Here is a 23,750-nt window from a genome sequence, read left to right as displayed (position 1 = left end):
TTCTACGTCATGGTCTCCCGCTTCGCCACCGGAACCTACGAGCCCGCGCCCTCACACATGCCTGTGCTTCTGCACGTCCGAGGTTCACGTCCGAGGTTCACGTCCGAGGTTTCTGCCTCTTCCGAACGTCCTACATGTCCAAGCCGAGATCGAGCACCGTGACCGAGTGGGTCAAAGCGCCGACGGCGAGGTAGTCGACGCCGGTGCGCGCGTAGTCCGCCGCTACCTCGAGAGTGAGGCCCCCCGACGATTCCAGCCGCGTCTCGGGCGCGTGGGTGTTGCGGCGCTGCACTGCAATCTGGGTCTGCCACAGCGGAAAGTTGTCGAGCAGGATCAATTCGACGTTCTCGGCCAGGACCTCGTCGAACTGCTCGAGACTGTCGACCTCGACCTCACACGCGACGTCCGGGGCGTGCGTGCGCACCGCGCGCAGCGCAGCGACCACCGACCCGGCGGCGGCAACGTGGTTGTCCTTGATGAGCGCTTCGTCGCCGAGCCCCATGCGATGGTTGACCCCGCCGCCGACACGCACGGCGTACTTCTGTAGTGCCCGCATGCCGGGGAGGGTCTTGCGGCTGTCGCGGATCTTCGCCTCCGTGCCCGCGACCGCGTCGACCCAGTGCGACGTGGTGGTGGCGATGCCCGACAGGTGGCACACGAGGTTGAGCATCGTCCGCTCTGCGGTGAGCAACCCGCGTGTGGGCGCCTCGAGCGTGAGTACGGGTTCGCCGGACACCACCCGATGTCCGTCTTCGACCCGTCCGAGCACCGTGTAGTGGTCGGTACCGAGCACCTCGTCGAGCACGAGCAACGCCACGTCCAGTCCCGCGACGGTGCCTGCCTGCCGCGGAGCCATCGTCGCGGTGGTGACGGCATCTGCGGGCACTGTCGCGTCGGTTGTGACGTCGGGCCCGTACCGCAGGTCCTCGTCGAGAGCCTGTCGCACGAGAGCGCGGGTCTCGTCGACGTCGAGTCCGGCGGGCAGCACGGTGGCCATGTCAGTTCGCTCCTGTGAGTTGAGGTGTGATCACGACGAGTTCTCCGTCGTCACCCAGACGCTGATCGAAGGAATACGCCTGGTCGGGATCCGGGGTGGGATGGTCCCGCCGGGTGTGGCATCCGCGGGATTCGGTGCGGCGCACGGCCGCACCTACGAGAACTCGGGCAGCGAGGGTGAGGGCGGCATCCTCGAGGTCGGTGACGCTGTCGCACGACCGTGCGCTCGCGCCCGACAGGGTCGTGCCTGCGGCGAGGAGACCGGTCTCGTCGCGGACGACGAGCGCATCGCGCGTCATCGCGCGCTGCAGCTCCGTGCGGTCGAGGCGCGGAAGCACCGGAACGGTCGCGTCGAGCGCTTCGACTCGCAGACCGCCGCGTTCGCCGGCCGCCGCAGCGCCGGCTCGCTCCCCCGCCACGAGGCCTTCGAGCAAGCTGTTGGACGCAAGTCGGTTGGCGCCGTGCAGTCCGGTGCACGCGACCTCACCCGCCGCGTACAGGCCGGGTATCCCAGTTCGGCCGTGCACATCGGTGACGACGCCGCCGCACGAATAGTGCGCAGCCGGCGCGACCGGCAGCAGATCACTCGCGGGATCGAGTCCGGCCTCCGCGCAGGACGCGGTGATGGTCGGGAAACGCTCCACGAAACCCTCGAGGTGACGGGCATCGAGGAACACATGGTCGTCACCGAGTGCGGCGAGACGTTCGGCGATCGCTCGGGACACCACATCCCGCGGCGCGAGATCACCGAGCGGGTGGACTCCGTCGGTGACAGACCGGCCGCGCGAATCCACCAGGGTCGCGCCCTCTCCGCGGACCGCCTCGCTGATGAGCGGACGTCGCCCGACGCTCCCGGCAGCGAACAGCACTGTGGGGTGGAACTGGACGAACTCGATGTCCGCGACCACGGCACCGGCGTGCAGCGCGAGGGCGATGCCGTCCGCGGTGGCCCCCGCGGGGTTGGTGCTGCAAGCGTACAGCTGCCCGAGTCCGCCCGTCGCGAGCAGGACCGCGGGGGCGTGGACCACGCCGAATCCGCGCTCGTCGAGGACGAGTACCCCGGTGACGCCGTGCTCGTCGGTGAGGACCCTCGCCACCGCCGCACCGAAGAGCACCGGGAGTCCGGCTGCTCCGAGTGCACGCTGCACCTCGGCGCCGGTGGCGTCGCCTCCGGAATGGATGATCCGGCGGGTGCTGTGCCCACCTTCGCGGGTCCGGGCCACGACGCCGTCACGCCCGCGGTCGAAGACCGCTCCGAGATCGGTCAAGGCCGCGATCGCGGCCGGTCCTGCAGCCACGATCGATCGGACGGCATCCTCGTCACAGAGCCCGCCGCCCGCGGCGAGCGTGTCCGCGACGTGGGATTCGACGCTGTCGCCCGTCGGCGCGACCACGGCGATGCCACCCTGCGCATATTGCGTCGCGGTATCCGCGGGACCGCCTTTGCTCACCGTGAGCACCTGCAGGCCCCGTCGCGACGCGGCACGTGCTGCCGTGAGACCGGCGACGCCGCCGCCGACCACGACGAGGTCGGTGTGCGCCTCCCAGCTCACCCCGACGCTCACGGTGGGCGTCACTCGCCGCTGCCCGGATTGCCGATGGAGATCATCCGCTGCACCGACAGCCGGGCCCGCTCCGCGACCTGCGGGTCGACGTGGACCTCGTCCTTGCGCTCACGGAGGCAGCGCAGCAGCGCGGCCGGGGTGATCATCTTCATGTAGGGGCACGACGCGCGCTCGTTGACCGGCTGGAAGTCGATACCCGGTGCGGCCTTGCGCAGCTGGTGCAGCATCCCGACCTCGGTGGCCACCAGCACCTGCTTGGCACCGGTTGCGCGCGCAGCATCGATCATGCCGCCGGTCGAGAGGATCTTGACCTTGTCGTCGGGAACGAATCCCTCACCGGCGAGGTAGAGCGCCGACGTGGCACATCCGCATTCGGGGTGGACGAACAGGTCGGCGTCGGGGTGCGAGCGGGCCTGCGCGGCGAGCTCCTCGCCGTTGATACCCGCGTGCACGTGGCATTCACCGGCCCAGATGTGGATGTTGTCGCGGCCGGTGACGCGCTTGACGTGTGCGCCGAGGAACTGGTCGGGAAGGAACAGCACCTCGCGGTCGGGGGCGATGGAGGCGACGACGTCGACGGCGTTCGACGACGTGCAGCAGATATCCGTCAGGCCCTTCACCTCGGCTGTGGTGTTGACGTACGACACGACGACGGCGTCGGGGTGGTCGGCCTTCCACTCACGCAGCTGATCCGCGTTGATGGAATCCGCCAGTGAGCACCCCGCACGCTCGTCGGGGATCAGCACGGTTTTGTCCGGGCTGAGGATCTTGGCAGTTTCCGCCATGAAGTGCACCCCGCAGAACACGATGGTGCTCTCTTCGGCCTCCGCGGCGATGCGCGACAGTGCCAGGGAGTCTCCGACGTGGTCGGCGATGTCCTGAATGGCAGGTAATTGGTAGTTGTGCGCAAGCAGTGTCGCGTTCTGCTCGCGGGCAAGCCTGCGAACTTCGTCGGCCCACTCCGGCGTCGCCTCGATGCCGGAGTAGCCACCCGGTCCGTCGACGATTGCGGCGGTTCCCGCCCACTCGGTCGTGGTCATGGCGTTGCTCCTTCGTGGAGTGCAATCCGGGCGGGCTGTGCTCGGATTTCCGTTCTCGGGGTTTTCGACTTAGGGTCGAAAACATGCCATATAGTAACACCGGTCACGAAGTGCTCATCGTGGTGTTCCAGGTTCGCCACTTCTCCGACACCTCGAATACCCCCCGAGATGCTCCCGAACTCGGCGTGCTGCTATGGCAACGCGCCCTCGACCCCCAGGCGGGGACCTGGTCCCTGCCCGGCGGCCGACTCCGCGACGACGAGGACCTCACATCCTCGGCGCGACGCCAGCTCGCCGAGAAGGTAGACGTGCGCGAAGTGGCGCACCTCGAGCAGCTCTCGGTGTTCTCCGCTCCGGATCGGGTGCCCGGCGCCCGCACCATCGCGTCGACCTACCTCGGCCTGGTGCCGATCACGTCCGACCCGCAACTACCCGACGACACGACGTGGCACCCGGTAGCAGATCTGCCCGAGATGTCGTTCGATCACAGGATCATGGTCGCCAACGCACACGCCCGTCTGGCCGCGAAACTGTCGTACACCAACATTGCATACGCACTCACCCCTTCCGAGTTCTCGATGTCCACCCTGCGCGAGATCTATTGCGCTGCACTCGGTTACCAGGTCGATGCCACAAACCTTCAACGCGTACTCGCGCGGCGGGAGGTCCTCACCCGAACCGGCACCACAGCACCGTCGGGAAAGAGCGGGGGCCGGCCACCCGCACTGTATCGATTCACCGACTCCCGCCTGCGGGTTACGGACGAATTCGCGGCGCTGCGCCCACCGGGATGACCGAGCCGGCGTTCGGGCGCTCCGGGAGTAAGGTGCGCGTGGAACATCATGCCGACGACGGGAGCGCAGTGGCAACAATCGGAAATTCCGAGCTCGATATCCACCCTCTGGCATTGGGCGGCAACACGCTCGGTTGGACAGCGGATGAGACCTCCTCGTTCGAGATCCTCGACGCGTTCATGGCCGCAGGCGGTAATTTCGTCGACACCGCCGACTCGTACTCCGCCTTCGCCCCCGGCAACTCCGGCGGCGAATCCGAGACCATCCTCGGAAACTGGAAGGCTGCTCGCGGCATCGGCTCCGAAATGATGGTGGCGACCAAGGTTGCCCATCACCCCGATTTCAGGGGCCTGGCGCCCGAGAATGTCGCAGCCGCCGCCGACGCATCTCTCAAACGTCTGCAGTCCGATCACATCGACCTGTACTTCGCGCACTCGGACGACCCCGAGACGCCACTGGACGAGACAGTCGCGGCGTTCGACGCACTCGTCCGAAGCGGCAAGGTCCGTTACGTCGGCCTGTCGAACTACTCCCCCGCGCGCGTCGCCGAGTGGCTCGCGATTGCAGACGAGGGCGGCTACGCGCGGCCCGTGTCGCTGCAGCCGCACTACAACCTGGTGCATCGCGCAGAGTACGAACAGGAGTACGCCCCGCTCGTTGCCGAGCACGACCTGGGTGTCCTGCCGTACTACGGACTCGCCGCAGGGTTCCTCACCGGCAAGTACCGGACGTCGGAGGATCTCGATGCCGGGGTTCGCGGACGGATGGCGTCGCAGTACTTCTCCGAGGCCGGGCTCGCGGTGATCGACGCTCTCGCCGAGATCGCGACCGCCCACGCCGTAGAGATCCCCACGGTGGCGCTCTCGTGGCTGTCACGGCGTCCCGGCATCGTCGCGCCGATCGCGAGCGCCAGCCGCATCGAGCAGCTTCCGGCGCTACTCGACTCGACGAGGCTGGTTCTCACCGACCTCGAAACCGACCGCCTCACTTCTCTGTCGAACGCCGTCGAGGCGTAGGAACGATACGGCAGCCCCGCGACGACCACTGATGTCGGTCCCCGCGGGGACTGCCGTTCCGGTGTTGATCCGGATCAGACTGCACCGAGAACCAGCCCACTGGTGGGAACCGCGGTTCCCGCCGTGACCATCACATTCTCGACGCGTGCCGGCTGGTTGGTGGACGTGCCCCGCAGCAACCGCACCGCCTCCGCGATGCCGTTGACTCCATGCAGATACGCCTCACCGACCTGGCCGCCGTGCGTGTTGCTCGGCAGCCGTCCGCCGATCTCCAGATTGCCCTCGCGGATGAAGTCCTTGGCCTCGCCGACTCCGCAGAAACCCAGTTCCTCGAGCTGCGGAAGCACCAGGGGCGTGAAGTGGTCGTAGAGGATCGCGGCGTCGATGTCGTCCGGTGTCAGGCCGGCCTGGGCGTAGAGCTGGCGGCCGACCAGACCCATCTCCGGAATGCCGGTGATGTCAGGACGGTAGTAGCTCGTCATCATGTGCTGATCCTTACCGCTGCCCTGCGCCGCACCCTTGATGATCGCGGGCCTGTTGCGCAGATCCTTCGCACGCTCGGCGGACACGATGACGAGCGCCTGCCCGCCGTCGGTCTCCTGGCAGCAGTCCAGCAGATGCAGCGGCTCTGCGATCCACCGGGAGTTCTGGTGATCTTCCAGCGTGATCGGCTTGCCGTAGAACCACGCGGCGGGGTTGTTCGCGGCATGCTTTCGCGCCACGACGGCAACCCGGCCGAAATCCTCGCTCGTCGCTCCGAACCGGTGCATGTACCGCCGGGCGAACATCGCGACCCACTGAGCGGGGGTCGCCAGGCCCTGCGGGGTCAGCCACGCGTACGCGGCACGGTCCGCGGTCGAATCCATCGGACGGTCGTGCTGGCCCGCGCCGAAGCGCATACCGGAGCGTTCGTTGAACGCCCGATAGGCCACCACGACGTCCGCAACACCGGTCGCCACGGCCATCGCCGCCTGTTGCACCGACGCACACGCCGCGCCACCGCCGTAGCCGATACGCGAGAAGAACTTCAGCTCACCGAGGCCGCAGTTGCGAGCGACGAGGATCTCACCGTTGGTCTCCATCGTGAAGGTCGTCAGGCCGTCGACCTCGGACGGGTCGATCCCGGCGTCGGCGAGCGCAGCAACAACCGCCTCGCACGCGAGCTGCAATTCCGAGCGACCGGATCTCTTCGAGAACTCGGTCGCACCGATACCGACGATCGCGGCGACACCCGAGAGCGGGCTGACGGCCATCAGGCTTCCTTCCCTTCACTCGCGAGGTAGGCGACGGTCACCGAACCCGCGAGGTGGTTGCCGAGGCTGTTCGCGCCCTGGACCTTCACCTCCACGAGACCGTTGTCTTTCGAGACGACCTCGCCGGTCATGGTCATGGTGTCGCCCGGGTAGTTCGGCGCGCCGAGCCGGATCGTCACGCGGCGCACCGTCGCGCGGGGACCCGCCCAGTCCGTCACGAACCGGCCGGCCAGCCCGTTGCTGGTGAGGATGTTCATGAAGACGTCCTTCGAGCCGCGCTCGCGCGCCGACTCGGGATCGTGATGGACGTCCTGGAAGTCGCGGGTCGCGATCGCGGTGGCGACGATCAGCGTGCGGGTCAGCGGAATCGGTAGCTCCGGCAACACCTCGCCGACTGCAATGTCGTCGTAGCTACGGCCTGGGACAGTGACGGCGGCGGTCATGCGACCACCTCGACACCGGCCGCGAGCTGCGCACCCAGGCGCGCCAGATCGGACGCCGAGCCGCCGAGAGTGGCACCGATCTGCTTGCCCCACAGCAGGTGCCGGTGCACCGGATAGTCGGTGTCGACGCCCATGCCGCCATGGACGTGGGTGGTACGGTGCACGATTCGCTGGCCACCGTCGGTGGCCCACCACTTGGCGACGAGCACGGACGTACCGGGCTCGTGTCCCTCGGCGAGCAGCCACGCGGCCTGCCACAGCGTCACACGCATCGCCTCGAGATCGATGTAGCAGTCGGCCAGCTGGTGGTTGACGGCCTGGAAGGTCGCGAGCGGACGTCCGAACTGGTAGCGGCCGTTGAGGTATGCGACGGCCTGTGCGACGGCTCCGGAGCCGACGCCGAGCGCGAGTGCGGCGAGCGCGAGCTCGACCCGGTCGAGCAACCATTGCGCGGTGCTGCCGTCGGCGGTACCGAGCACCTCCGCAGGAGCCCGATCCAACACGAGGTTGCCGCAGATCTCCCAGTTGGTGGACTGTGTCTGTTCCACCGACACACCCGGCGCAGACGGGTCGACGACGAACAACGCAGCGCCGGTGGGCGTGGTCGCCGAAACGATCACACGGTCGGCGACGTGCGTGATCGGGACGACGGCCTTGGCGCCGGTCAGGATCCACCGGCCATCGGCTTCCGTGGCCGTGGTCCGCGGGTCTCCCCCGACGAACGGACCGAACTCTTCGAGACCGATCGTGAGGAAGCTGCTGCCGTCGGCGACACCGGGAACCAGCGCGGTGCGCTGGGCGTCGGTGCCGAACTCGGCGACCGCGAGTGCTGCGAGAACCGACTGCCAGATCGGTACCGGTGCGACGTGGCGACCCTGTTGTTCGAGCAGAACGTACAGCTCGGCCAGGCCGAGCCCACCGCCGTCGAGGTCTTCGGGCAGCGCGATACCGAGCAGACCCGTGTTGACCAGTTCGTGCCACAGTTCACGATCGATGCGCTCGTCACTCCGTTCGACCTGCTTGACCCGGTCGATGTCGGCGCAGCCGGTGAAAACGTCGCGGGCGAGGCCACGAATCGTCTCTTGCTCTTCGCTGAAGTCGAAATCCATCAGTACTCCTCCCGTGCGGCCGGACGGAACGCGGGCAGCGTCAGATCCGGGTCGGCGTCTATCCAGTCCAGTTCCACAGGCATGCCGATCTCGACCTCGTCCGGCGTCACACCGGTCATGTTCGCGATCAGGCGGGTGCCCTCGTCGAGTTCGATGGTTGCCACGATCAGTGGATATTCGAAGCCGGGGATCTGCGGATGATGGTTGACGACGAAGCTGTAGACGTGGCCACGACACGACGCGTCGACCGTGTCCCACTCGAGCGACCTGCACTGACCGCACATCGGTCCGGTGGGGTGCCGCAGGGTGCTGCAGGCCGTGCAGCGCTGGATCACCAGGCGGTGTTCCTTGGCAGCCTCGAACCAGAAGGCGTTGTCGGCGTTGAGCGCCGGGCGCGGGCGCAATCCCGTGGGCTTCTCGACGGCCTTCGGCCGGAAGCGGAGCGTGCGCCACCGCTGGGTCGCGACGACCTCGTCATCACCGTTGCGATAGGTCTTGAGGGTGGTCACGAAATGTCCGACACCGAGTCCGGTGGACTTCTCTCCGGAGATGTCCTCGATCACCTCGGTGAACGACACCCGGTCGCCGGGACGCAGCTCGGTGAAGAACTCGAAGTCGGAGTCGGTGGCGACGACAGAGCTGAATCCGGCACCGTCGAGCGTGGCGATCAGATCCGTCCACACCTGGGACGGATCGTTGTTCGCCATCTTGTCGGCGAAGGTGCGCATGATCCACACCTGCGTCATGAGTGCGGGCGCGACGGCACCGTCGCGTCCGGTGGCGCGGGCGGCGTCGTCGTCGAGGTAGATGGGGTTGGTGTCGCCCATGGTCTCGACCCAGTGCCGGATCATCGGGGTGTTGACCTCGTCCGGGCCCCACGTCGTGGGGACGAGGGTTTTTCCCTCGAATGCCTCGAGTTCGCTGAGGGATTCGCTCATTTGGTCCTCTTCTCACGCACGAGCCCGAGACCCATCGTGCCGACCATGTCGCGCAGGACCTCGTTGACACCGCCGCCGAAGGTGTTGACCATGCCCTGACGGGAGATCTGTTCGATCTGACCGGCCAGCAGCGCGCCCGGCGACTCCGGCCGGATCCGTCCGGCCGCCCCGAGAATCGCGAGCAGTGTGCGGTAGACGTCGATGTGAGTTTCGGTGCCGTACACCTTGGTGGCGCCCGCATCCGCGCCGGAGAGCGTGTCCGCGGCCACGGCCGCGGTCATTTTCCAGTTCAGGAGACGCATGGCCTCGAGTTTCGCGTGGGTGCGCGCGAATTCCTGCTGCACCCAGGGGATCTCGATGACGCCGTACTCCTTGGCCCAGTCGAGGGTCTGGTGCCACAGGCCGTAGGTGCGGCCGCCGATCGCGGCGAGGCCGACGCGCTCGTGGTTGAGCTGCGCGGCGATCAGCTGCCAGCCACCGTTGATGTCACCGATCACGTTCTCGGCACCGATCCGGATGCCGCTGTAATACGTGGAAGTGACCATCAGTCCGCCGACGGTGTCGATCGGCGACCACGAGAAACCTGGATCGGCGGTCGGCACGACCAGGATCGAGATGCCCTTGTGCTTGGGAGCCTCAGGATCGGTGCGGCACGCGAGCCACACGTAGTCGGCCGTGTTGGCGCCGGAGGTGAAGACCTTGTTGCCGTCGACCACGAACTCTTCGCCGTCGAGGACGGCGCGGGTCTCGAGCGAGGCGAGGTCGGTGCCGGCCTCGGGCTCGGTGTAGCCGATCGCGAAGACGATGTCGCCTGCCAGGATGCCCGGCAGGAAGCGCTTCTTCTGCTCGTCGGTGCCGTACTTCATCAGTGTCGGGCCGACCGTGTTGACGGTGACGAACGGGAACGGCAGACCCGCGCGCTGCACCTCGTCGAAGAACACGAACTGTTCCTCGATGGAACGGCCCTGCCCGCCGTACTCGGTGGGCCAGCCGATACCCAGCCAGCCGTCCCGACCCAGCAGAGTGACGACCTCGCGGAAATACTCGCCGCCCACACCCTGCTCACCGGCCTTACGCCGCTTCTCCTCGGGCAGCAGGCCCGCGAAATACGCGCGCAATTCCCGTCGCAACTCCAGCTGCGCCGGCGACTCTCTCAACTCCATCGGTGCTCTCCCATTCATCGCCATCCGCGGAACTCGGACGCTAAAGACGTGTCCGCATCAGGTCCCACCCGGTCTCACTGAGCGGTAGATTCCGCTGAGCGGGTTCAGCGGCCGGCTGCAGACCCGATGACTGCATACTCGTCGCCATGAACACCCCGTCGGATCTGGCCGGCCGCTATGCGCTCGCGGTCGATGATCGAAACCGTGCCGCTCTGGCCTCCTTGTTCACCGCGGACGCCGAATTCGTCCAGCCTCCCGCAGTGACCCGCGGCACCGAGAATGTGATCACGGTCGGTGCCGAGGCGATCGTCGCGGTCGTGCTCGACGGCACCGCACACCTGCATTCCACCCATCACGCCGTACACCAGCAGGTTCTCGATGTGGCCGGTGACAACGCCACCGGGTGGGTCTACTGCCTGGCGCATCACCTGTATCGCAGTCGTGACGGCATGCGCGACAACGCGATCGCCATCCGCTACCGAGACGACTACAGGCGGGTGGACGACGGTTGGAAGATCGCGCGACGAGAACTCGTCGTCGACTACATCGAGGACCATGCCGTCACTGTGCCCGGCTTCTGAGCCCGGCCGTCCGCCCGTAGCCGTGTCCGTCAGTCGTTGAGGAACCGCTGCCGCCCGGACGCAGCGAACTGCGCTTCGAGCTCGTCCTTGTCCTCCTCCGACATCAGGACGTAGTCGGGCGCGCCTCGTCCTTCCCAGCGGTACACAGGCTCGTCGCACCGCCACGCGTGGGCCTGCAGTTCCCTCTTGAGCACCTTGTTCGATCCGGTCACCGGAAGATCGGTCGACACGCGCAGCAGCCGGGGCGCTGATTTGGTTCCGAGATCGTCCTGATCGGCAAGGAACTCGGCGAATTCGACCGGATCGAAATCCGTGGGGTCTGCGACCTCGATCGCCGCCATCACCTGATCGCCGGAGCGCGGGTCCGGTACCGCATACACACCGGTCGCAATCACCTTCGGATGTCGACGCACGATCCGTTCGATCATCAACGCGGAAGTGTTCTCCCCATCGACGCGGATCCAATCACCCTTCCGGCCGGCGAAGTAGATGAAGCCGGCCTCGTCGATGTAGCCGAGGTCGCCGGTCCAGTACCAGCCGTGTCTGATCCGGTCGGCGATGGCCTGCTCGTTCTTGTAGTACCCCTCGAACCGCTTCGCGCCGCCCTTGTCGATCATCTCGCCTATCGCTTCGTCCGGATTCAGGACTCGGCCGTGCTCGTCGAGCTTCGCGCGGACACAGTCGACACGGGTCTCCGGGTCCACGACGGCGACATCGTCGTGCGCGGGTCGGCCGAGCGCCCCCTCGGGCGCCTCCGGGTCGAGCTTCACCGAACCGGCGCCCTCGGAGGAGCCGTAGCCTTCGAACAGCTGCGCCCCGAATCGGCGGACGAACTCGGCCTTGTCCTCGGGGGACGCCTCGGTGCCGAATCCACGCACGAGGGTGTTGTCGATATCGTCGGGACGTTCCTCGGTCGTCATCAGATACGACAGCGCCTTGCCGACGTACGTGAAGAACGTTGCGCCGAAGTATTTCACGTCGGGCAGGAAACCCGAGGCCGAGAACTTGCGCGCATGCGGCAGGCAGATGGTGGCGCCGTTCGCCAGTGCGGGCGCCCACAGCGCCATGAGCGCGTTGCCGTGAAACAGCGGCATGCAGCAATAGTCGACGTCCTCGCGCACATGCCCGTATTTCGCGGAGTTCGCATACGCCAGCCGCGCAAGCCGACCTTGGCTGCAGCGCACCGCCTTCGACATACCCGTGGTGCCCGATGTGAACAGGAGCAGGAACAGCGACGAATCGTCGATCGACGGGTCCGCGGCCGGCTCCTCGACCCGGTGCGCTGCCACGGTCTCGGCGTAGGCCGGATCGTCGACGAGGACGAATCGGTCCTCGGTGAGGCCGAGGTCGAGTCCCCGCAGTTTCGCCATGCCGTCGATGTCGGTCACGATGAGCTGGCAATCCACGTAGCGGATCTCGGCTTCGAGTTCCGCACCACGACGCGTCGGGTTGATCCCCACGATAGTTGCACCGCTCAATGCGGCGCCACCGAGCCAGAACAAGAATTCGGGGACATTCTCGAGCAGCACCCCGATGTGGAACGGCCCTTCTGTCCGCCGCGACGCAGCCAACGCGCCGCGCGCCGCGCTTTCACGAATCGTCTCGTCCCAGGTCCAGTCCCGTTCCCCGGTCCGGGTGCCGAGATGTTCGTCCCCGAGCCGGTCGAGCAACATCTCGGCGATCGTCGCGCGTTCCAACTTCACTCCTGCGTTCGGCTTGTGTGGTGCGGCAGTCGTGACGCACCACCAGCGGGTTCTCGGGCTACGGCCCCGTTCACCGTGGATGCCCGTGGATGCCCGTGGATGCCCGTAGACACCGCACGCTAGTCAGCCCACGGAACGGGATCCGGGCCGGTCCCGTTCAGTGGAAGTAGCTTCCGTGCGGAACTGCACCCGTGTGATCCTTCGCGGAAATCCGAGTATGCGAGAAGGGTTCCGACATTGGACGTCTCCACCGATCCATCGAGGTACAGCATCGATCCCGGCCGCGGGACGCATAGGATGCACGCGCGGTGAGCAGGCTGGAAGTCGGGCTCAACCTCCTCGGCGCGGAGGCGCTCTACGACGGACGGATCCGGTCGGTGCTGGACCTGGCCGCCGAAGCCGACCGGGCAGGAATCGATCTGATCTCCACCGGCGATCACCTCGGCTTCACTGCGGACGCGCACTCGGAGCGGGTCGCCACCCACGGCTTCATGTTCGCACTGGACCACCCGTGGTTCGAACCGATCTCGCTGCTGTCGTCGGTTGCGGCAGTGACCCGGCGGGCCCGGCTCGGGGTCTCGGTGCTCATTGCGACACTTCGTCCCCCAGTTCTGCTTGCCAAGCAGATCGCCACCTTGGATGCACTCTCGGACGGTCGGGTCGCGATCGGGATGGGTGTCGGCTGGCAGGAGGCCGAGTACACGGCGACGGGTATGCCGTTCGATGCTCGATTCAGCCGCATGGAGCAGACCGTCGCGGCGTGCCGGGAACTGTGGAAGCCGCCACCGGCCGCGTTCACAGGACGCGGCTATTCGTTCGAAGATTTCCACTCGTACCCGCTACCGGTGCAACCTCGCGTGCCGGTGTTGTTCGGGTTCGGCCCGAGCCGGCGCAACTTCGAACGGATCGCCCGGGTGGCAGACGGCTGGACGGTCAACCCGACCGACATGACGACCTTTCCCGAGTCTGTCGCCCTGCTCCGGCAATGCTTCTCGGAGCAGGGGCGTGACCCCGAGTCCATCAGGATCCAGGTGTCGGTGACACCGGTCCGCGACCGTTCCGGCGAAGTCGATCTGTCGGCCACCGCGGATCGGGCCCGCGAGTGGCACGCGCACGGCGCGACCGTTGTGGTGTTCCGACCGACGGCATTCGACATCACATCCGACCGCGTGCAGTCACTGCTCGACTGGATGGTCGGACTCGAGGAGGACAGACCGTGACCGACACGTCGCGAGCGTTACAGGATCTGCTCGACAAGCAGGAGATCCGGGAGGTGGTCTTGCGGTACTGCCGCGGCATCGACCGACTCGACTTCGCTCTCGTGCACGACTGCTATCACCCGGACGGTATCGATCACCACACCGGTTTCGATGGCAACGTCGACGAGTACATCGCCTGGGTACAGCCGAGACTCGAGGTGCTCGGCGGCACGATGCACCACGTCGGCAACCATCTCGTCGAACTGTTCGGTGACGTCGCGATCAGCGAGGCATATTCCACCAACACACACTGGGGCCACCCTGATCGCGGCGATTTCACCAGCGGCGCTCGGTTCGTCGACCTGATGGAACGGCGGCAGGGACGGTGGGCGATCGCCGAACGGTGGGCGGTACGGGAATGGACCCGCTCGGACGCCGGCCGAATGACCTCGCCGGAAGCGGTCGGTCCGCGCGGCAGCCGAGACGAATCGGACGTGCTGGCGCACCTGCGGTCCAGGATCGCAAACCGACACTGAGTTCGTACCGGGTCGTTCGGTCGGTCTCGGCGTCACCGCGCTGCGGTGCTCAGCGTTCCTCGTCACGCCACGAGTCGATCGTGCCGTGCCGTGAACACCGCGCCCACCATCCGTCCGGGGCGATCTGCACGATCATCCGCCGTCCGCACCGGGCGCAGTAGCGTGGCGGTTCGAGGCCCAGTCGGGCGGCTGCGGGGAGCTCCGCAGTGTCGCCGGCGGTGGTCGCGGCACCGGTGAAGGGATCGAACATGCTCAGATGCTCTCGCCGAGCGCTTTGATGGGCATCTTCAGTTCGTCGAGCAGGTCGAGATCGGTCTCGGCGCGCCGCCCCAGCGTGGTCAGGTAGTTCCCGACGATGACGGCGTTGATTCCACCGAGGATGCCCTGCTTCGCACCGAGGTCGCCGAGAGTGATCTCTCGCCCTCCGGCGAATCGGAGAATCGTGCGAGGCAAGGCAAGACGGAACGCCGCCACGGCCTTGAGTGCCTCCGATGCGGGAAGGACTTCGAGATCGCCGAACGGGGTGCCGGGCCTCGGGTTGAGGAAGTTGAGGGGGACCTCGTCGGGTTCGAGTGCGGCGAGGTCGGCGGCGAATTCGGCGCGCTGTTCGAGTGTTTCGCCCATTCCGAGGATTCCGCCGCAGCACACCTCCATCCCGGCTTCGCGGACCATGCTCAGTGTCTCCCACCGCTCCTCCCACGTGTGTGTCGTGACGACGTGGGGAAAGAACGATCTCGCGGTCTCGAGGTTGTGGTTGTAGCGATGCACGCCGAGTGCGGCGAGCTGGTCGACCTGGTCCTGAGTGAGCATGCCCAGTGAACACGCGACCTGGATGTCGACCTCGCCCCGGATGGCCTCGACACCAGCTGCGACCTGCGCCATCAGCCGGGCATCGGGACCGCGGACCGCGGCGACGATGCAGAATTCGGTCGCTCCGGTCTTCGCGGTCTGTTTGGCAGCCTCGACCAGGGCGGGGATGTCGAGCCACGCCGATCGGACGGGCGAGGCGAACAGCCCGGACTGGGAGCAGAAGTGGCAGTCCTCGGGGCACCCGCCGGTCTTGAGGCTGATGATGCCTTCGACCTCCACTTCGGGTCCGCACCATGCCATCCGCACCTCGTGCGCGACCGAGAGCAGCTCCTCGAGCCGATCGTCGGGCAGGCGAAGGACTTCGAGCGTCTGTGCGCGGTCGAGTCCTCGGCCACACCGGAGCACTTGGTCACGTGCGAGATCGAGGATGTCGACTCGGGCGGGGGCGTGGGTCACTGCGAACTCCTGGGTCTTGAAACTTGAACACCGTTCACTTGAACAGCGTTCAGGTTAGGGTCGGGGTCCGATAGTGTCAACGCAGGGCAACTACGAGACAAGGAGCAGACACCGGTGCAGCTGCGACGCGGCGACGTCCTCGACGGCGCCATGGCGATCCTCGACGAGTACGGCCTGGGCGACCTGACCATGCGCAAACTTGCGACCTCACTCGGAGTGCAGCCCGGCGCTCTCTACTGGCACTTCCCCAACAAGCAGACCCTGCTCGGTGCGATGGCCGACCGGATCCTCGACGGCGTCGATGCAACACCTTCCGCCGACACGTGGGACGCCGCACTCACCGAACTCGCCTACCGTTTCCGCGGCGCTCTGCTGGCCCACCGCGACGGCGCCGAACTGGTCGCCGCAACCTACGCTTCGCGCCTGACGACCTCCCCCGCCCGCGACAGTTTCGTCACGGCCGCACTACGCGCGGGGCTGTCCCGCGCACACGCCGAACTCACCGGTTACGCACTACTGCACTATGTTCTCGGCCACACCGTCGACGAGCAGTCACGTCTCCAACTCGCCGAACTCGGGGCACTCACCCGCTCACCGATCTCCCCCGATACCGCGACGGAGAACGCCGCGACGTCGGACGACGACCTGCTCGACGGCGATCCCGCCATCCGATTCGACTTCGGCTTGACGCTACTCGTCGACGGGATCCGCCGCCGCCTCACCGCACCCGCATCATCCTGATCGTTTACGATTCTGTCGGAGTGCTGCCGTACGTTCCTTCACCGTGACAACCCCCTGGACCCTCGAACAGATCACCGCAGCAGCGCCGGATCAGGCGTCGATGTCGGCTGCACGTCGGCTCTCGTCGGCGTGGTCCGACACCGGTTCTTCCGAGCGCTCGATCTGGGGACTGTGCCGGGGCAGCGGGCCGAAGCCCTACGCCACCACCGTGGACCTCACCGGCCCCGCATTCCGCTGCTCGTGCCCGAGCCGAAAGTTCCCGTGCAAGCACGCACTCAGCCTGCTGACGCGCTGGGCGGCAGGAAACATTCCGGCGGGCACCGAACCCGGATTCGCCTCCGAGTGGCTCGACAGCCGGGCCGACAGGGCCCCCGCAGCGACCGGCGACACGGCCACCGAGCCCGGGTCCGCGGCGAAGACCCCCGACCCCGTGACGGCACAACGGCGCGCCGAACGTGTCGCCGCGGGGCTCGACGATCTCGAACGCTGGCTCACCGACCGGGTTCGCAGCGGGCTCGGGTCGACCTCCCACGACTACAGCACCTACGATGCGGTGGCCTCACGCATGATCGACGCGCAGGCACCCGGCGTCGCCTCGATGCTGCGCGCACTCCCGGGGGTTGCAGCCTCCGGAACAGACTGGCCCACAAAGCTTCTGTCCGAGTACAGCCGCATCTACCTGCTCATCCGCGCGTACCGCGAGGTGACCTCCCTTCCCGAGTCACTCGCCCGGTCCGTGCACACCCACCTCGGCTTCCCGACGAAGGCCGACGACGTCCGGCGCGAACCCGGCGTCCGCGATCACTGGCAGGTGCTCGCCACCCGCGTCACCGAGGACAACCGCGTGTACACCCGGAAAGTATGGCTGCGCGGACGTACCAGCGGGCGCTGGGCGATCCTGCTCGACTTCACCCACGGCACGCAGCGGTTCCCCGATGCAGCACCGACGGTCGGCACGGCGGTCGACTCCGACCTGCACTTCTATCCGGCCGCCGCTCCCCTGCGCGCGCAACTCGGAGCCCAGCACGGCCCTCCGGCTCCGATCTCCTCACTGCCGGGGACCGATCTCGACGGAGCACTGGCCGATTACGCCGATGCACTCGCCGCCGACCCGTGGACCCGCTCGTGGCCCATGCTTCTCGACGCGGTGACCCCCGCCCGCGCCGACGACAGCTGGCACCTCGTCGACGAGCACGGCCGAGCACTGCCACTCGGAGGCGACGACAACGACCGGTGGCGACTGCTCGCGGTCGCGGGCGGTCGTCCGTTGACAGTATGCGGCGACTGGGACGGCCGCAGCCTCATCCCCGCCGCGATGTTCACCGGCACCGACCTTTCCACCACCGCCGGAGGGTCATCCCTGTGAACAGTACCGGCATCGAAACACTCACCACTGCAGCTCTTCTCGGTACGGCGCGCGCGACACCGACGTTCGATTCCCTGCACACCGCCGACGCGGCCGAATCTGCGATCGGCACCGCCGAGCACCGACTGCTCGCCGCGGCAGCACTCGAATCGGTGTTCCTCGCCGGCGGAGCTCTCCCGACCCCACGCCCCCGACCCGCCGCCGCACCCGACGACCCCCGACCCGAACTCCCTCCCGCCGCGACGGAGAGACTCCGCGGCCTCCTCGCCATCAGGTCCGACCTAATCGACGAATGGTTCAGTGCCGCAGCACACTTCAAGGCACCGGCCGAGCTCATCGTGGATCTGCTGGACAGGACGTCGGCGGCGGGCGGCGCCCACCGCTCGGCACTGATCGCACTTGCCGGCCCGCGTGGCCGATGGGTCGCGGCACAGAATCCGGTGTGGGCACCGCTGGTCGAACCCGACCTGAACGACGACGACATGTGGCTGCATGGCACACCGGCCCGACGACGCGCGTGGTTCCAGAACCTGCGTGCAGCAGATCCCGCCGCCGCGACCGCACGGCTGGCAGCGGTGTGGCAATCGGAGAATGCGGCGACACGCCTCACCCTGTTCGAAGCACTCTCCCCCGGACTCGGCGGCCACGACGAAGAACTGCTCGAACGTGCCCTGGACGATCGCAGCGGCCGAGTCCGCGAGGTCGCCATCCGGTTCCTGCGCCGGCTCCCCGACTCCGCATTCGGCCGCCGTATGACGCAGCGGGTGCACGACTGGACACGGGTGCACGACGGGACGCAGGTGGATGGATCCACCCTGGCCATCTCGCTGCCCGACACGTTGGACGCCCACGCAGTGCGAGACGGCCTCGATGTCCGAGGCCCGAGCAGACTCGGCACGGTCGATGCACACCGCGCGTGGTCGCTCGCGGCCTCCGCTCCACTCGCTGCGTGGTGCGGGCCCGACAGATCTCCCGAGGACGTCCTCGCATTGCAGGTCGCAGACGAACTGCGCGATGCCGTGCGCACCGGCTGGGAGACCGCCACCGCCGACCAGGTCGACGAGCAGTGGGCGAGCGCGATGCTCCGCCGCGACGGGAAGGTCGACGAACTCGTCGCCGGGGCACTCCCGCGTTCCGTCCTCATCGAGCACCTGCGGGGAGCGTCGGGTAGCCAATTGCTCGACACGATCCTGCTCGACGCACTTCCGGCGCCGTGGCCGGTCGATGTCGCCGAGAAGGTACTCGCAGCGCTCTACACCGCCGCGGCACCGAAGTCGACCACGTTCCGTTCGCTGACCACCTTGCTCGCGCACCGCGCACCGTACGAAGTGGGCGACCTGTTCGCCGACGCCGCCACCCGCACCGACGATCTCGACCGGCTGAACCGCTTCGCCACCGCCGCAGACATCCTGAGCCAACGCCGTACCCTTCACGAGGAGTTGAGTTGACCGACAACGTCATCGACGAGCAGACACTGCTGCGCCCCCACGCGGAACAGCAGTACGCAGACGAGCTCGCCGCGCTCGCCCTGCTCGACGACCGTCCGCGCCCGCCGTCGTGGCGGCTGTCCCCGTGGGCGGTCGTGACCTATCTGCTCGGAGGCGAGCTCTCCGACGGCACGGTGATCTCGCCGAAGTACGTCGGGCCGCGACGCCTCATGGAGGTCGCCGTGGCAACCCTCGCTACCGATCGCGCGTTGCTGCTACTCGGCGTTCCCGGCACGGCGAAGACCTGGGTCTCGGAACACCTTGCGGCTGCGGTCTCCGGATCGTCGACCCGGCTCGTGCAGGGCACCGCGGGAACCGCAGAAGAGGCGATCCGGTACGGCTGGAACTACGCGCGCCTGCTCGCCGAGGGGCCCTCACCCGCAGCGCTCGTGCCGTCACCGATCATGACCGCGATGCGCGACGGCGCGATTGCGCGCGTCGAGGAGCTCACCCGCATCCCGGCAGATGTGCAGGACGCGCTGATCACCGTGCTGTCGGAGAAGACCTTGCCGGTGCCCGAGCTGAATACGGAGGTACAGGCTGCGAAGGGATTCAATGTCATCGCGACCGCCAACGATCGCGACCGCGGAGTCAACGATCTGTCGTCTGCATTGCGCCGTCGCTTCAATACCGTCGTCCTGCCGCTGCCCGGCAGCGAAGAGGACGAGGTCGCGATCGTCGCACGGCGGGTGGAGCAACTCGGGACGGCACTCGAGCTTCCCCGGGTGCCGGCCGCCGCAGAGGAGATCCGCCGCGTCGTGACGGTGTTCCGGGAGCTGCGGTCGGGCGTGACCACCGACGGACGGACCAAGCTCAAGTCTCCGTCGGGCACGCTGTCCACGGCCGAGGCGATCTCGGTGGTCACCAACGGCCTGGCGCTGTCGGCGCACTTCGGTGACGGTGTGCTGCGCTCATCCGATGTCGCGGCGGGGATTCTCGGTGCAGTCGTGAAGGATCCGACCGCCGACCGGCAGGTGTGGATCGAATACCTCGAGGCCGTGGTCCGTGAGCGCGAGGACTGGGCCGACTTCTACCGTGCCTGCCGGGAGGTCACCGGGTGACGGAGTCGACTCGGGTACGGGTGTTCGGAATCCGACATCACGGCCCTGGTTCCGCCCGCGCGGTGTGGCGCGCTCTCGCCGAGTTCGAACCCGATACCGTCCTCATCGAGGGTCCGTCCGACGCCGACCCACTCGCCGCGTCGGCCGCCTCCGACGATCTGCAACCCCCGGTGGCGCTACTGGCCTATGCCACCGGTGAGCCCGGGACCTCGGCATTCTGGCCGTTCGCCGCGTTCTCTCCGGAATGGCAGGCGCTGCGCTGGGCAATCCTGCACGATGCCGATGTGCGGTTCTGCGACCTGCCCGCAGCGCAGCAACTCGCTTCCGGCACCGAACCCGGGCAGGATCGGCCGGATCCGCTCGTCGCGCTCGCCGCCGCCGGTGGGTACGACGACTTCGAACAATGGTGGGACACGGTCGTCGAGTCGGGGACACCGGATGACGACCACGACCACCTGGCCGATTTCGACGCCATCACGGAGGCTATGGCCGCGCTCCGCGAAGACACCGAACTCGACGACCACACTGCGCGGCGCGAAGCGCACATGCGTCAGGTGCTGCGTGCCACCATCAAGGCCGGCGCGCTGAAGATCGCGGTGGTGTGCGGTGCGATGCACGCTCCCGCACTGACGGGCAAACTCGGCCCGGCGGCGCCGGATGCGCGGCTGCTCAAGGGCGTTCCCAAGGTCAAGACGTCGCTGACGTGGGTTCCGTGGACTCATTCGCGGTTGGCGTCTGCCTCGGGGTACGGCGCGGGCATCACCTCCCCCGGCTGGTATCACCATCTGTTCACCCAGCGGCAGGACACGATCACGCGGTGGCTCACCCGGGTCGCGCGGACACTGCGAGAACACGACCTTCCGGTATCGAGCGCTCACGTCATCGAAGCGACCCGGCTCGCCGACACCCTGGCCGCGTTGCGTAATCGACCGCTGGCGGGGCTCGCCGAGGTCACCGAGGCCACCCGTGCGGTGCTGTGCGACGGCGACGACGTGCTCCTCGAGTTCGTCACTCGCACGCTCGTCGTCGGGGAGGCCCTCGGCACGGTCCCCGACGACACTCCCACGGTGCCGCTCGACGCCGATCTGCAGGCCACGTCGAAGACACTGCGGCTCAAGCGCTCTGCGCAGAACAAAGCACTCGATCTCGACCTGCGCAAGCAGCTCGATCTAGGGCGCTCACGGCTGCTGCATCGCCTGAGGGTGCTCGGGATCTCCTGGGGTGTACCGCGTACCAGTGATGTGCGGTCGACGGGCACGTTCCGGGAGACCTGGGCTCTGCAGTGGGAACCCGAGTTGTCGGTGTCGCTCGTGGAGGCGTCCCGCTGGGGCACCACCGTCGAATCCGCCGCCCATGCACTCGTCCTCGACCGTGCAGGCGATCGCGACGCCACCCTGGCGCACGTGGTGGATCTCCTCGAAGAGGCACTGCTCGCCGATCTCCGCGACGCGATACCCGACCTGCTCCGGTCGATCGACACCGCCGCCGCGCTCGATCACGACGTCGCCCATCTGATGGCGGCGCTGCCCACGTTGATCCGCACCCTGCGGTACGGCGATGTGCGCGGCACCGACCTGTCGTCGCTCGCGCACGTGGCCGACGCACTCCTGGTACGGATCTGCGCGGGCCTGCCCGCTGCGATGACCGGTCTCGACACCGATGCGGCCGACGCACTCCGCCGCGAGGTCGACGCCGTCCACGCAGCACTCGCACTGCGCGACGACACCGCGTCCACACAGCGATGGCTCGACACCCTCACCGTCATCGCCGATCGCGACGGGGTCGACCGCATCCTCACCGGCCGGACAGTGCGGCTACTCCGCGACATGGGTCGCATCGACGAACAGGACACCGCGGTGCGCGTGTCGCGCGCGTTGTCGATCGGCAGCGAACCCGCTGCGAAGGCACGCTGGATCGACGGATTCGTCGGCGACGGCGCGCTGTTGCTCATCCACGATCGGGCACTGCTGACGCTGATCGACCGCTGGGTGTCGGGGCTGCACGGGCAGGACTTCGTCGACGTCCTGCCGGTGCTGCGCCGCACATTCGGGGGCTTCGAGGCCACCGAACGGGCAACGCTCGGCGCCATCCTCCGTGGCAGTGCGGCGGTCCGCACCGTCACCCACGTCGATGTCGAACGCGGCCGGCGTGCCACCGCCGCTACGGCGCTGATACTGGGAGTGCGAGCATGACGACGCCATCGAACGCCACCGAACAGTCCGAGGCGGCGACACCGGAGGGTGCAGCGCCACCGCAGAATGCGGGGACAACAGATCAAGAGCGGACGCGCCGTTGGCGCCTGCTCCTCGGCGAAGCCGCGCAGGAATCGACCTGCGCCCTCGGGTCGTCGAGCGATGCCGCGATGGACGGCGCTCTCGCCGCGCTCTACGACCGTCCCGACTCCGCCGACGGAAGTGGTCCGCGAAGTGCGGGTCTCGGTTCGTCGGCACCGCGTGTGGCGCGGTGGCTCGGCGATATCCGCACCTACTTCCCGACCTCTGTGGTGCAGGTGATGCAGCGCGACGCGATGGATCGGCTCGGGTTGACCCAACTGCTCCTCGAACCCGAGATGCTCGATGCCGTCGAACCGGATGTCCATCTCGTGGGAACGCTGCTGAGCCTCAATCGGGTGATGCCCGAGACCACGAAGGCCACGGCTCGGATGGTGGTCGAGAAGGTCGTCCGCGCGGTCGAGGAGCGCATCGCCCAGCACACTCGCGCCGCGGTGACCGGAGCATTGAACCGCTCGGCACGCACGTCGAATCCGAAGCTGCGCGACATCGACTGGAACCGGACGATCCGCGCGAACCTTGCTCACTACCTGCCGGAGCACAGGACGGTGGTGCCGCAGCGCCTCGTCGGCTACGCACGACGGTCGCAGGCCGTGCAACGCGACGTAGTGCTGGCGATCGACCAGTCGGGGTCGATGGCGTCGAGTGTGGTGTACGCGTCGGTGTTCGGCGCGGTGCTCGCGTCGATGCGGGCGTTGCGGACGTCACTGGTCGTGTTCGACACGGCCGTGGTGGATCTCACCGACAAGCTGGCCGATCCGGTCGATGTGCTGTTCGGGACACAGCTCGGCGGGGGTACCGACATCAATCGGGCGATCGCGTACAGCCAGTCGCTGATCACGCGGCCCACCGAGTCGATGTTCGTTCTCATCTCCGACCTGTACGAGGGTGGTATCCGCGCGGAAATGCTCACGCGGATGGCGGCGATGAAGGACGCGGGTGTTCAAGTGGTGGTGCTGCTCGCGTTGTCCGACGAAGGTGCACCGTCGTTCGACCGCGACAACGCGGCGGCGCTGGCCGGCCTCGGTATCCCGGCGTTCGCCTGCACACCCGACAAGTTCCCGGAGTTGTTGGCGCTGTCGCTCGAACGCGGCGACATCGGCAGGTGGGCTCAGTCTCTCTGACCATGCCCGACGATGCCGGACACAGAGTTAGGATGTCCTGACCCAGCCGACTCCGGCTTCGGTCGACGGAACGAGGAC

General features: G+C 67.5%; 22 protein-coding genes. 11 read left to right on the top strand and 11 right to left on the bottom strand.

All coding sequences use genetic code 11. The features are described from left to right. Positions 1–130: 130 nt before the first annotated feature. From nadC to nadA, 3 genes are read right to left on the bottom strand one after another with little or no spacing between them, the layout of a single operon-like run. A complete protein-coding gene (gene nadC, locus Q7514_RS20645; RefSeq protein ID WP_330135129.1) occupies positions 131–997 on the bottom strand; it encodes a carboxylating nicotinate-nucleotide diphosphorylase in 867 nt (288 codons plus the stop codon). Between the two features lies 1 nt (position 998). After that, positions 999–2,573: an L-aspartate oxidase gene (locus Q7514_RS20640; RefSeq protein WP_330135128.1), complete on the bottom strand. Its 1,575-nt coding sequence runs from the start codon at positions 2,571–2,573 to the stop codon at positions 999–1,001. Further along, on the bottom strand, positions 2,570–3,601 hold the full coding sequence (gene nadA, locus Q7514_RS20635) for a quinolinate synthase NadA (protein WP_330135127.1): 1,032 nt from the start codon (positions 3,599–3,601) through the stop codon (positions 2,570–2,572). Before nadA ends, Q7514_RS20640 begins: the two co-directional genes overlap by 4 nt. An 83-nt stretch (positions 3,602–3,684) precedes the next feature. Between nadA and Q7514_RS20630 the strand changes: the two genes are divergently transcribed. Both Q7514_RS20630 and Q7514_RS20625 read left to right on the top strand, forming a co-directional pair. After that, positions 3,685–4,395: an NUDIX hydrolase gene (locus Q7514_RS20630; protein ID WP_054714491.1), complete on the top strand. Its 711-nt coding sequence runs from the start codon at positions 3,685–3,687 to the stop codon at positions 4,393–4,395. Positions 4,396–4,463: 68 nt separating this feature from the next. After that, entirely contained in the window at positions 4,464–5,411 is a 948-nt protein-coding gene (locus Q7514_RS20625; protein WP_330135252.1) for an aldo/keto reductase, read from the top strand. Positions 5,412–5,485: 74 nt separating this feature from the next. On the opposite strand, the gene Q7514_RS20620 is transcribed toward Q7514_RS20625, so the two are convergent. From Q7514_RS20620 to Q7514_RS20600, 5 genes are read right to left on the bottom strand one after another with little or no spacing between them, the layout of a single operon-like run. Then, the gene (locus tag Q7514_RS20620) at positions 5,486–6,664 is read right to left on the bottom strand and encodes a lipid-transfer protein (RefSeq protein WP_330135126.1); all 1,179 of its coding nucleotides are present in this window, start codon (positions 6,662–6,664) and stop codon (positions 5,486–5,488) included. Then, entirely contained in the window at positions 6,664–7,107 is a 444-nt protein-coding gene (locus Q7514_RS20615) for a MaoC family dehydratase (RefSeq protein ID WP_330135125.1), read from the bottom strand. The genes Q7514_RS20620 and Q7514_RS20615 overlap by 1 nt, the downstream gene beginning before the upstream one ends. After that, positions 7,104–8,216 carry an acyl-CoA dehydrogenase family protein gene (locus tag Q7514_RS20610; protein ID WP_330135124.1) on the bottom strand — a complete coding sequence of 371 codons (1,113 nt, stop codon included), beginning with the start codon at positions 8,214–8,216 and terminating at the stop codon, positions 7,104–7,106. Before Q7514_RS20610 ends, Q7514_RS20615 begins: the two co-directional genes overlap by 4 nt. After that, entirely contained in the window at positions 8,216–9,154 is a 939-nt protein-coding gene (locus Q7514_RS20605) for a bifunctional MaoC family dehydratase N-terminal/OB-fold nucleic acid binding domain-containing protein (RefSeq protein WP_330135123.1), read from the bottom strand. Before Q7514_RS20605 ends, Q7514_RS20610 begins: the two co-directional genes overlap by 1 nt. After that, positions 9,151–10,317 carry an acyl-CoA dehydrogenase family protein gene (locus tag Q7514_RS20600; protein WP_330135122.1) on the bottom strand — a complete coding sequence of 389 codons (1,167 nt, stop codon included), beginning with the start codon at positions 10,315–10,317 and terminating at the stop codon, positions 9,151–9,153. Before Q7514_RS20600 ends, Q7514_RS20605 begins: the two co-directional genes overlap by 4 nt. A gap of 146 nt (positions 10,318–10,463) precedes the next feature. Between Q7514_RS20600 and Q7514_RS20595 the strand changes: the two genes are divergently transcribed. Continuing rightward, a complete protein-coding gene (locus Q7514_RS20595) occupies positions 10,464–10,898 on the top strand; it encodes a nuclear transport factor 2 family protein (RefSeq protein WP_330135121.1) in 435 nt (144 codons plus the stop codon). Positions 10,899–10,927: 29 nt separating this feature from the next. On the opposite strand, the gene Q7514_RS20590 is transcribed toward Q7514_RS20595, so the two are convergent. After that, entirely contained in the window at positions 10,928–12,601 is a 1,674-nt protein-coding gene (locus tag Q7514_RS20590; RefSeq protein ID WP_330135120.1) for an AMP-binding protein, read from the bottom strand. 317 nt (positions 12,602–12,918) lie between these two features. Between Q7514_RS20590 and Q7514_RS20585 the strand changes: the two genes are divergently transcribed. Together Q7514_RS20585 and Q7514_RS20580 are read left to right on the top strand one after the other, a co-directional pair. Continuing rightward, entirely contained in the window at positions 12,919–13,821 is a 903-nt protein-coding gene (locus Q7514_RS20585) for a TIGR03619 family F420-dependent LLM class oxidoreductase (RefSeq protein ID WP_408016150.1), read from the top strand. Then, positions 13,818–14,336 carry a nuclear transport factor 2 family protein gene (locus tag Q7514_RS20580; RefSeq protein WP_330135118.1) on the top strand — a complete coding sequence of 173 codons (519 nt, stop codon included), beginning with the start codon at positions 13,818–13,820 and terminating at the stop codon, positions 14,334–14,336. Before Q7514_RS20585 ends, Q7514_RS20580 begins: the two co-directional genes overlap by 4 nt. Positions 14,337–14,385: 49 nt before the next feature. Here the strand turns inward: Q7514_RS20580 and bsaP are convergent, their stop codons facing one another. Both bsaP and bioB read right to left on the bottom strand, forming a co-directional pair. Next, a complete protein-coding gene (gene bsaP, locus Q7514_RS20575; protein WP_330135117.1) occupies positions 14,386–14,586 on the bottom strand; it encodes a biotin synthase auxiliary protein BsaP in 201 nt (66 codons plus the stop codon). 2 nt (positions 14,587–14,588) lie between these two features. Next, positions 14,589–15,602: a biotin synthase BioB gene (bioB, locus tag Q7514_RS20570; RefSeq protein WP_330135116.1), complete on the bottom strand. Its 1,014-nt coding sequence runs from the start codon at positions 15,600–15,602 to the stop codon at positions 14,589–14,591. A 114-nt stretch (positions 15,603–15,716) separates the two neighbouring features. Here bioB and Q7514_RS20565 point away from each other — a divergent pair, with 114 nt between their 5' ends. From Q7514_RS20565 to Q7514_RS20540, 6 genes are read left to right on the top strand one after another with little or no spacing between them, the layout of a single operon-like run. Then, positions 15,717–16,343, top strand: a complete 627-nt coding sequence (locus Q7514_RS20565) for a TetR/AcrR family transcriptional regulator C-terminal domain-containing protein (protein WP_330135115.1) — start codon at positions 15,717–15,719, stop codon at positions 16,341–16,343. Between the two features lie 43 nt (positions 16,344–16,386). Continuing rightward, positions 16,387–17,709 (top strand): SWIM zinc finger family protein, encoded by a 1,323-nt coding sequence (locus tag Q7514_RS20560; protein ID WP_330135114.1) that lies wholly within the window; start codon positions 16,387–16,389, stop codon positions 17,707–17,709. Continuing rightward, complete coding sequence (locus Q7514_RS20555; RefSeq protein ID WP_330135113.1) at positions 17,706–19,157, top strand: DUF5691 domain-containing protein; 1,452 nt, start codon at positions 17,706–17,708, stop codon at positions 19,155–19,157. Before Q7514_RS20560 ends, Q7514_RS20555 begins: the two co-directional genes overlap by 4 nt. After that, positions 19,154–20,257, top strand: coding sequence for an ATP-binding protein (locus Q7514_RS20550; RefSeq protein WP_330135112.1), 1,104 nt, complete (start codon positions 19,154–19,156; stop codon positions 20,255–20,257). The genes Q7514_RS20555 and Q7514_RS20550 overlap by 4 nt, the downstream gene beginning before the upstream one ends. Further along, positions 20,236–22,449, top strand: coding sequence for a DUF5682 family protein (locus Q7514_RS20545; RefSeq protein ID WP_330135251.1), 2,214 nt, complete (start codon positions 20,236–20,238; stop codon positions 22,447–22,449). The genes Q7514_RS20550 and Q7514_RS20545 overlap by 22 nt, the downstream gene beginning before the upstream one ends. Beyond that, positions 22,446–23,672 carry a VWA domain-containing protein gene (locus tag Q7514_RS20540; RefSeq protein WP_408016140.1) on the top strand — a complete coding sequence of 409 codons (1,227 nt, stop codon included), beginning with the start codon at positions 22,446–22,448 and terminating at the stop codon, positions 23,670–23,672. The genes Q7514_RS20545 and Q7514_RS20540 overlap by 4 nt, the downstream gene beginning before the upstream one ends. Positions 23,673–23,750 lie beyond the last annotated feature (78 nt).

The sequence above is a fragment of the Rhodococcus artemisiae genome (assembly GCF_036327795.1).
In the GTDB taxonomy this organism is placed as follows: domain Bacteria; phylum Actinomycetota; class Actinomycetes; order Mycobacteriales; family Mycobacteriaceae; genus Rhodococcus; species Rhodococcus artemisiae.
This window is presented reverse-complemented; position numbering and strand designations above follow the sequence as displayed.

What these genes read in the sequence shown, in the direction of transcription:
- bsaP (WP_330135117.1), bottom strand. Translation starts at nt 14,586, where the DNA reads ATGTTCGATCCCTTCACCGGTGCCGCGACCACCGCCGGCGACACTGCG.
- Q7514_RS20620 (WP_330135126.1), bottom strand. Translation starts at nt 6,664, where the DNA reads ATGGCCGTCAGCCCGCTCTCGGGTGTCGCCGCGATCGTCGGTATCGGT.
- Q7514_RS20610 (WP_330135124.1), bottom strand. Translation starts at nt 8,216, where the DNA reads ATGGATTTCGACTTCAGCGAAGAGCAAGAGACGATTCGTGGCCTCGCC.
- Q7514_RS20540 (WP_408016140.1), top strand. Translation starts at nt 22,446, where the DNA reads ATGACGACGCCATCGAACGCCACCGAACAGTCCGAGGCGGCGACACCG.
- nadA (WP_330135127.1), bottom strand. Translation starts at nt 3,601, where the DNA reads ATGACCACGACCGAGTGGGCGGGAACCGCCGCAATCGTCGACGGACCG.
- Q7514_RS20630 (WP_054714491.1), top strand. Translation starts at nt 3,685, where the DNA reads ATGCCATATAGTAACACCGGTCACGAAGTGCTCATCGTGGTGTTCCAG.
- Q7514_RS20595 (WP_330135121.1), top strand. Translation starts at nt 10,464, where the DNA reads ATGAACACCCCGTCGGATCTGGCCGGCCGCTATGCGCTCGCGGTCGAT.
- Q7514_RS20605 (WP_330135123.1), bottom strand. Translation starts at nt 9,154, where the DNA reads ATGAGCGAATCCCTCAGCGAACTCGAGGCATTCGAGGGAAAAACCCTC.
- nadC (WP_330135129.1), bottom strand. Translation starts at nt 997, where the DNA reads ATGGCCACCGTGCTGCCCGCCGGACTCGACGTCGACGAGACCCGCGCT.
- Q7514_RS20600 (WP_330135122.1), bottom strand. Translation starts at nt 10,317, where the DNA reads ATGGAGTTGAGAGAGTCGCCGGCGCAGCTGGAGTTGCGACGGGAATTG.
- Q7514_RS20615 (WP_330135125.1), bottom strand. Translation starts at nt 7,107, where the DNA reads ATGACCGCCGCCGTCACTGTCCCAGGCCGTAGCTACGACGACATTGCA.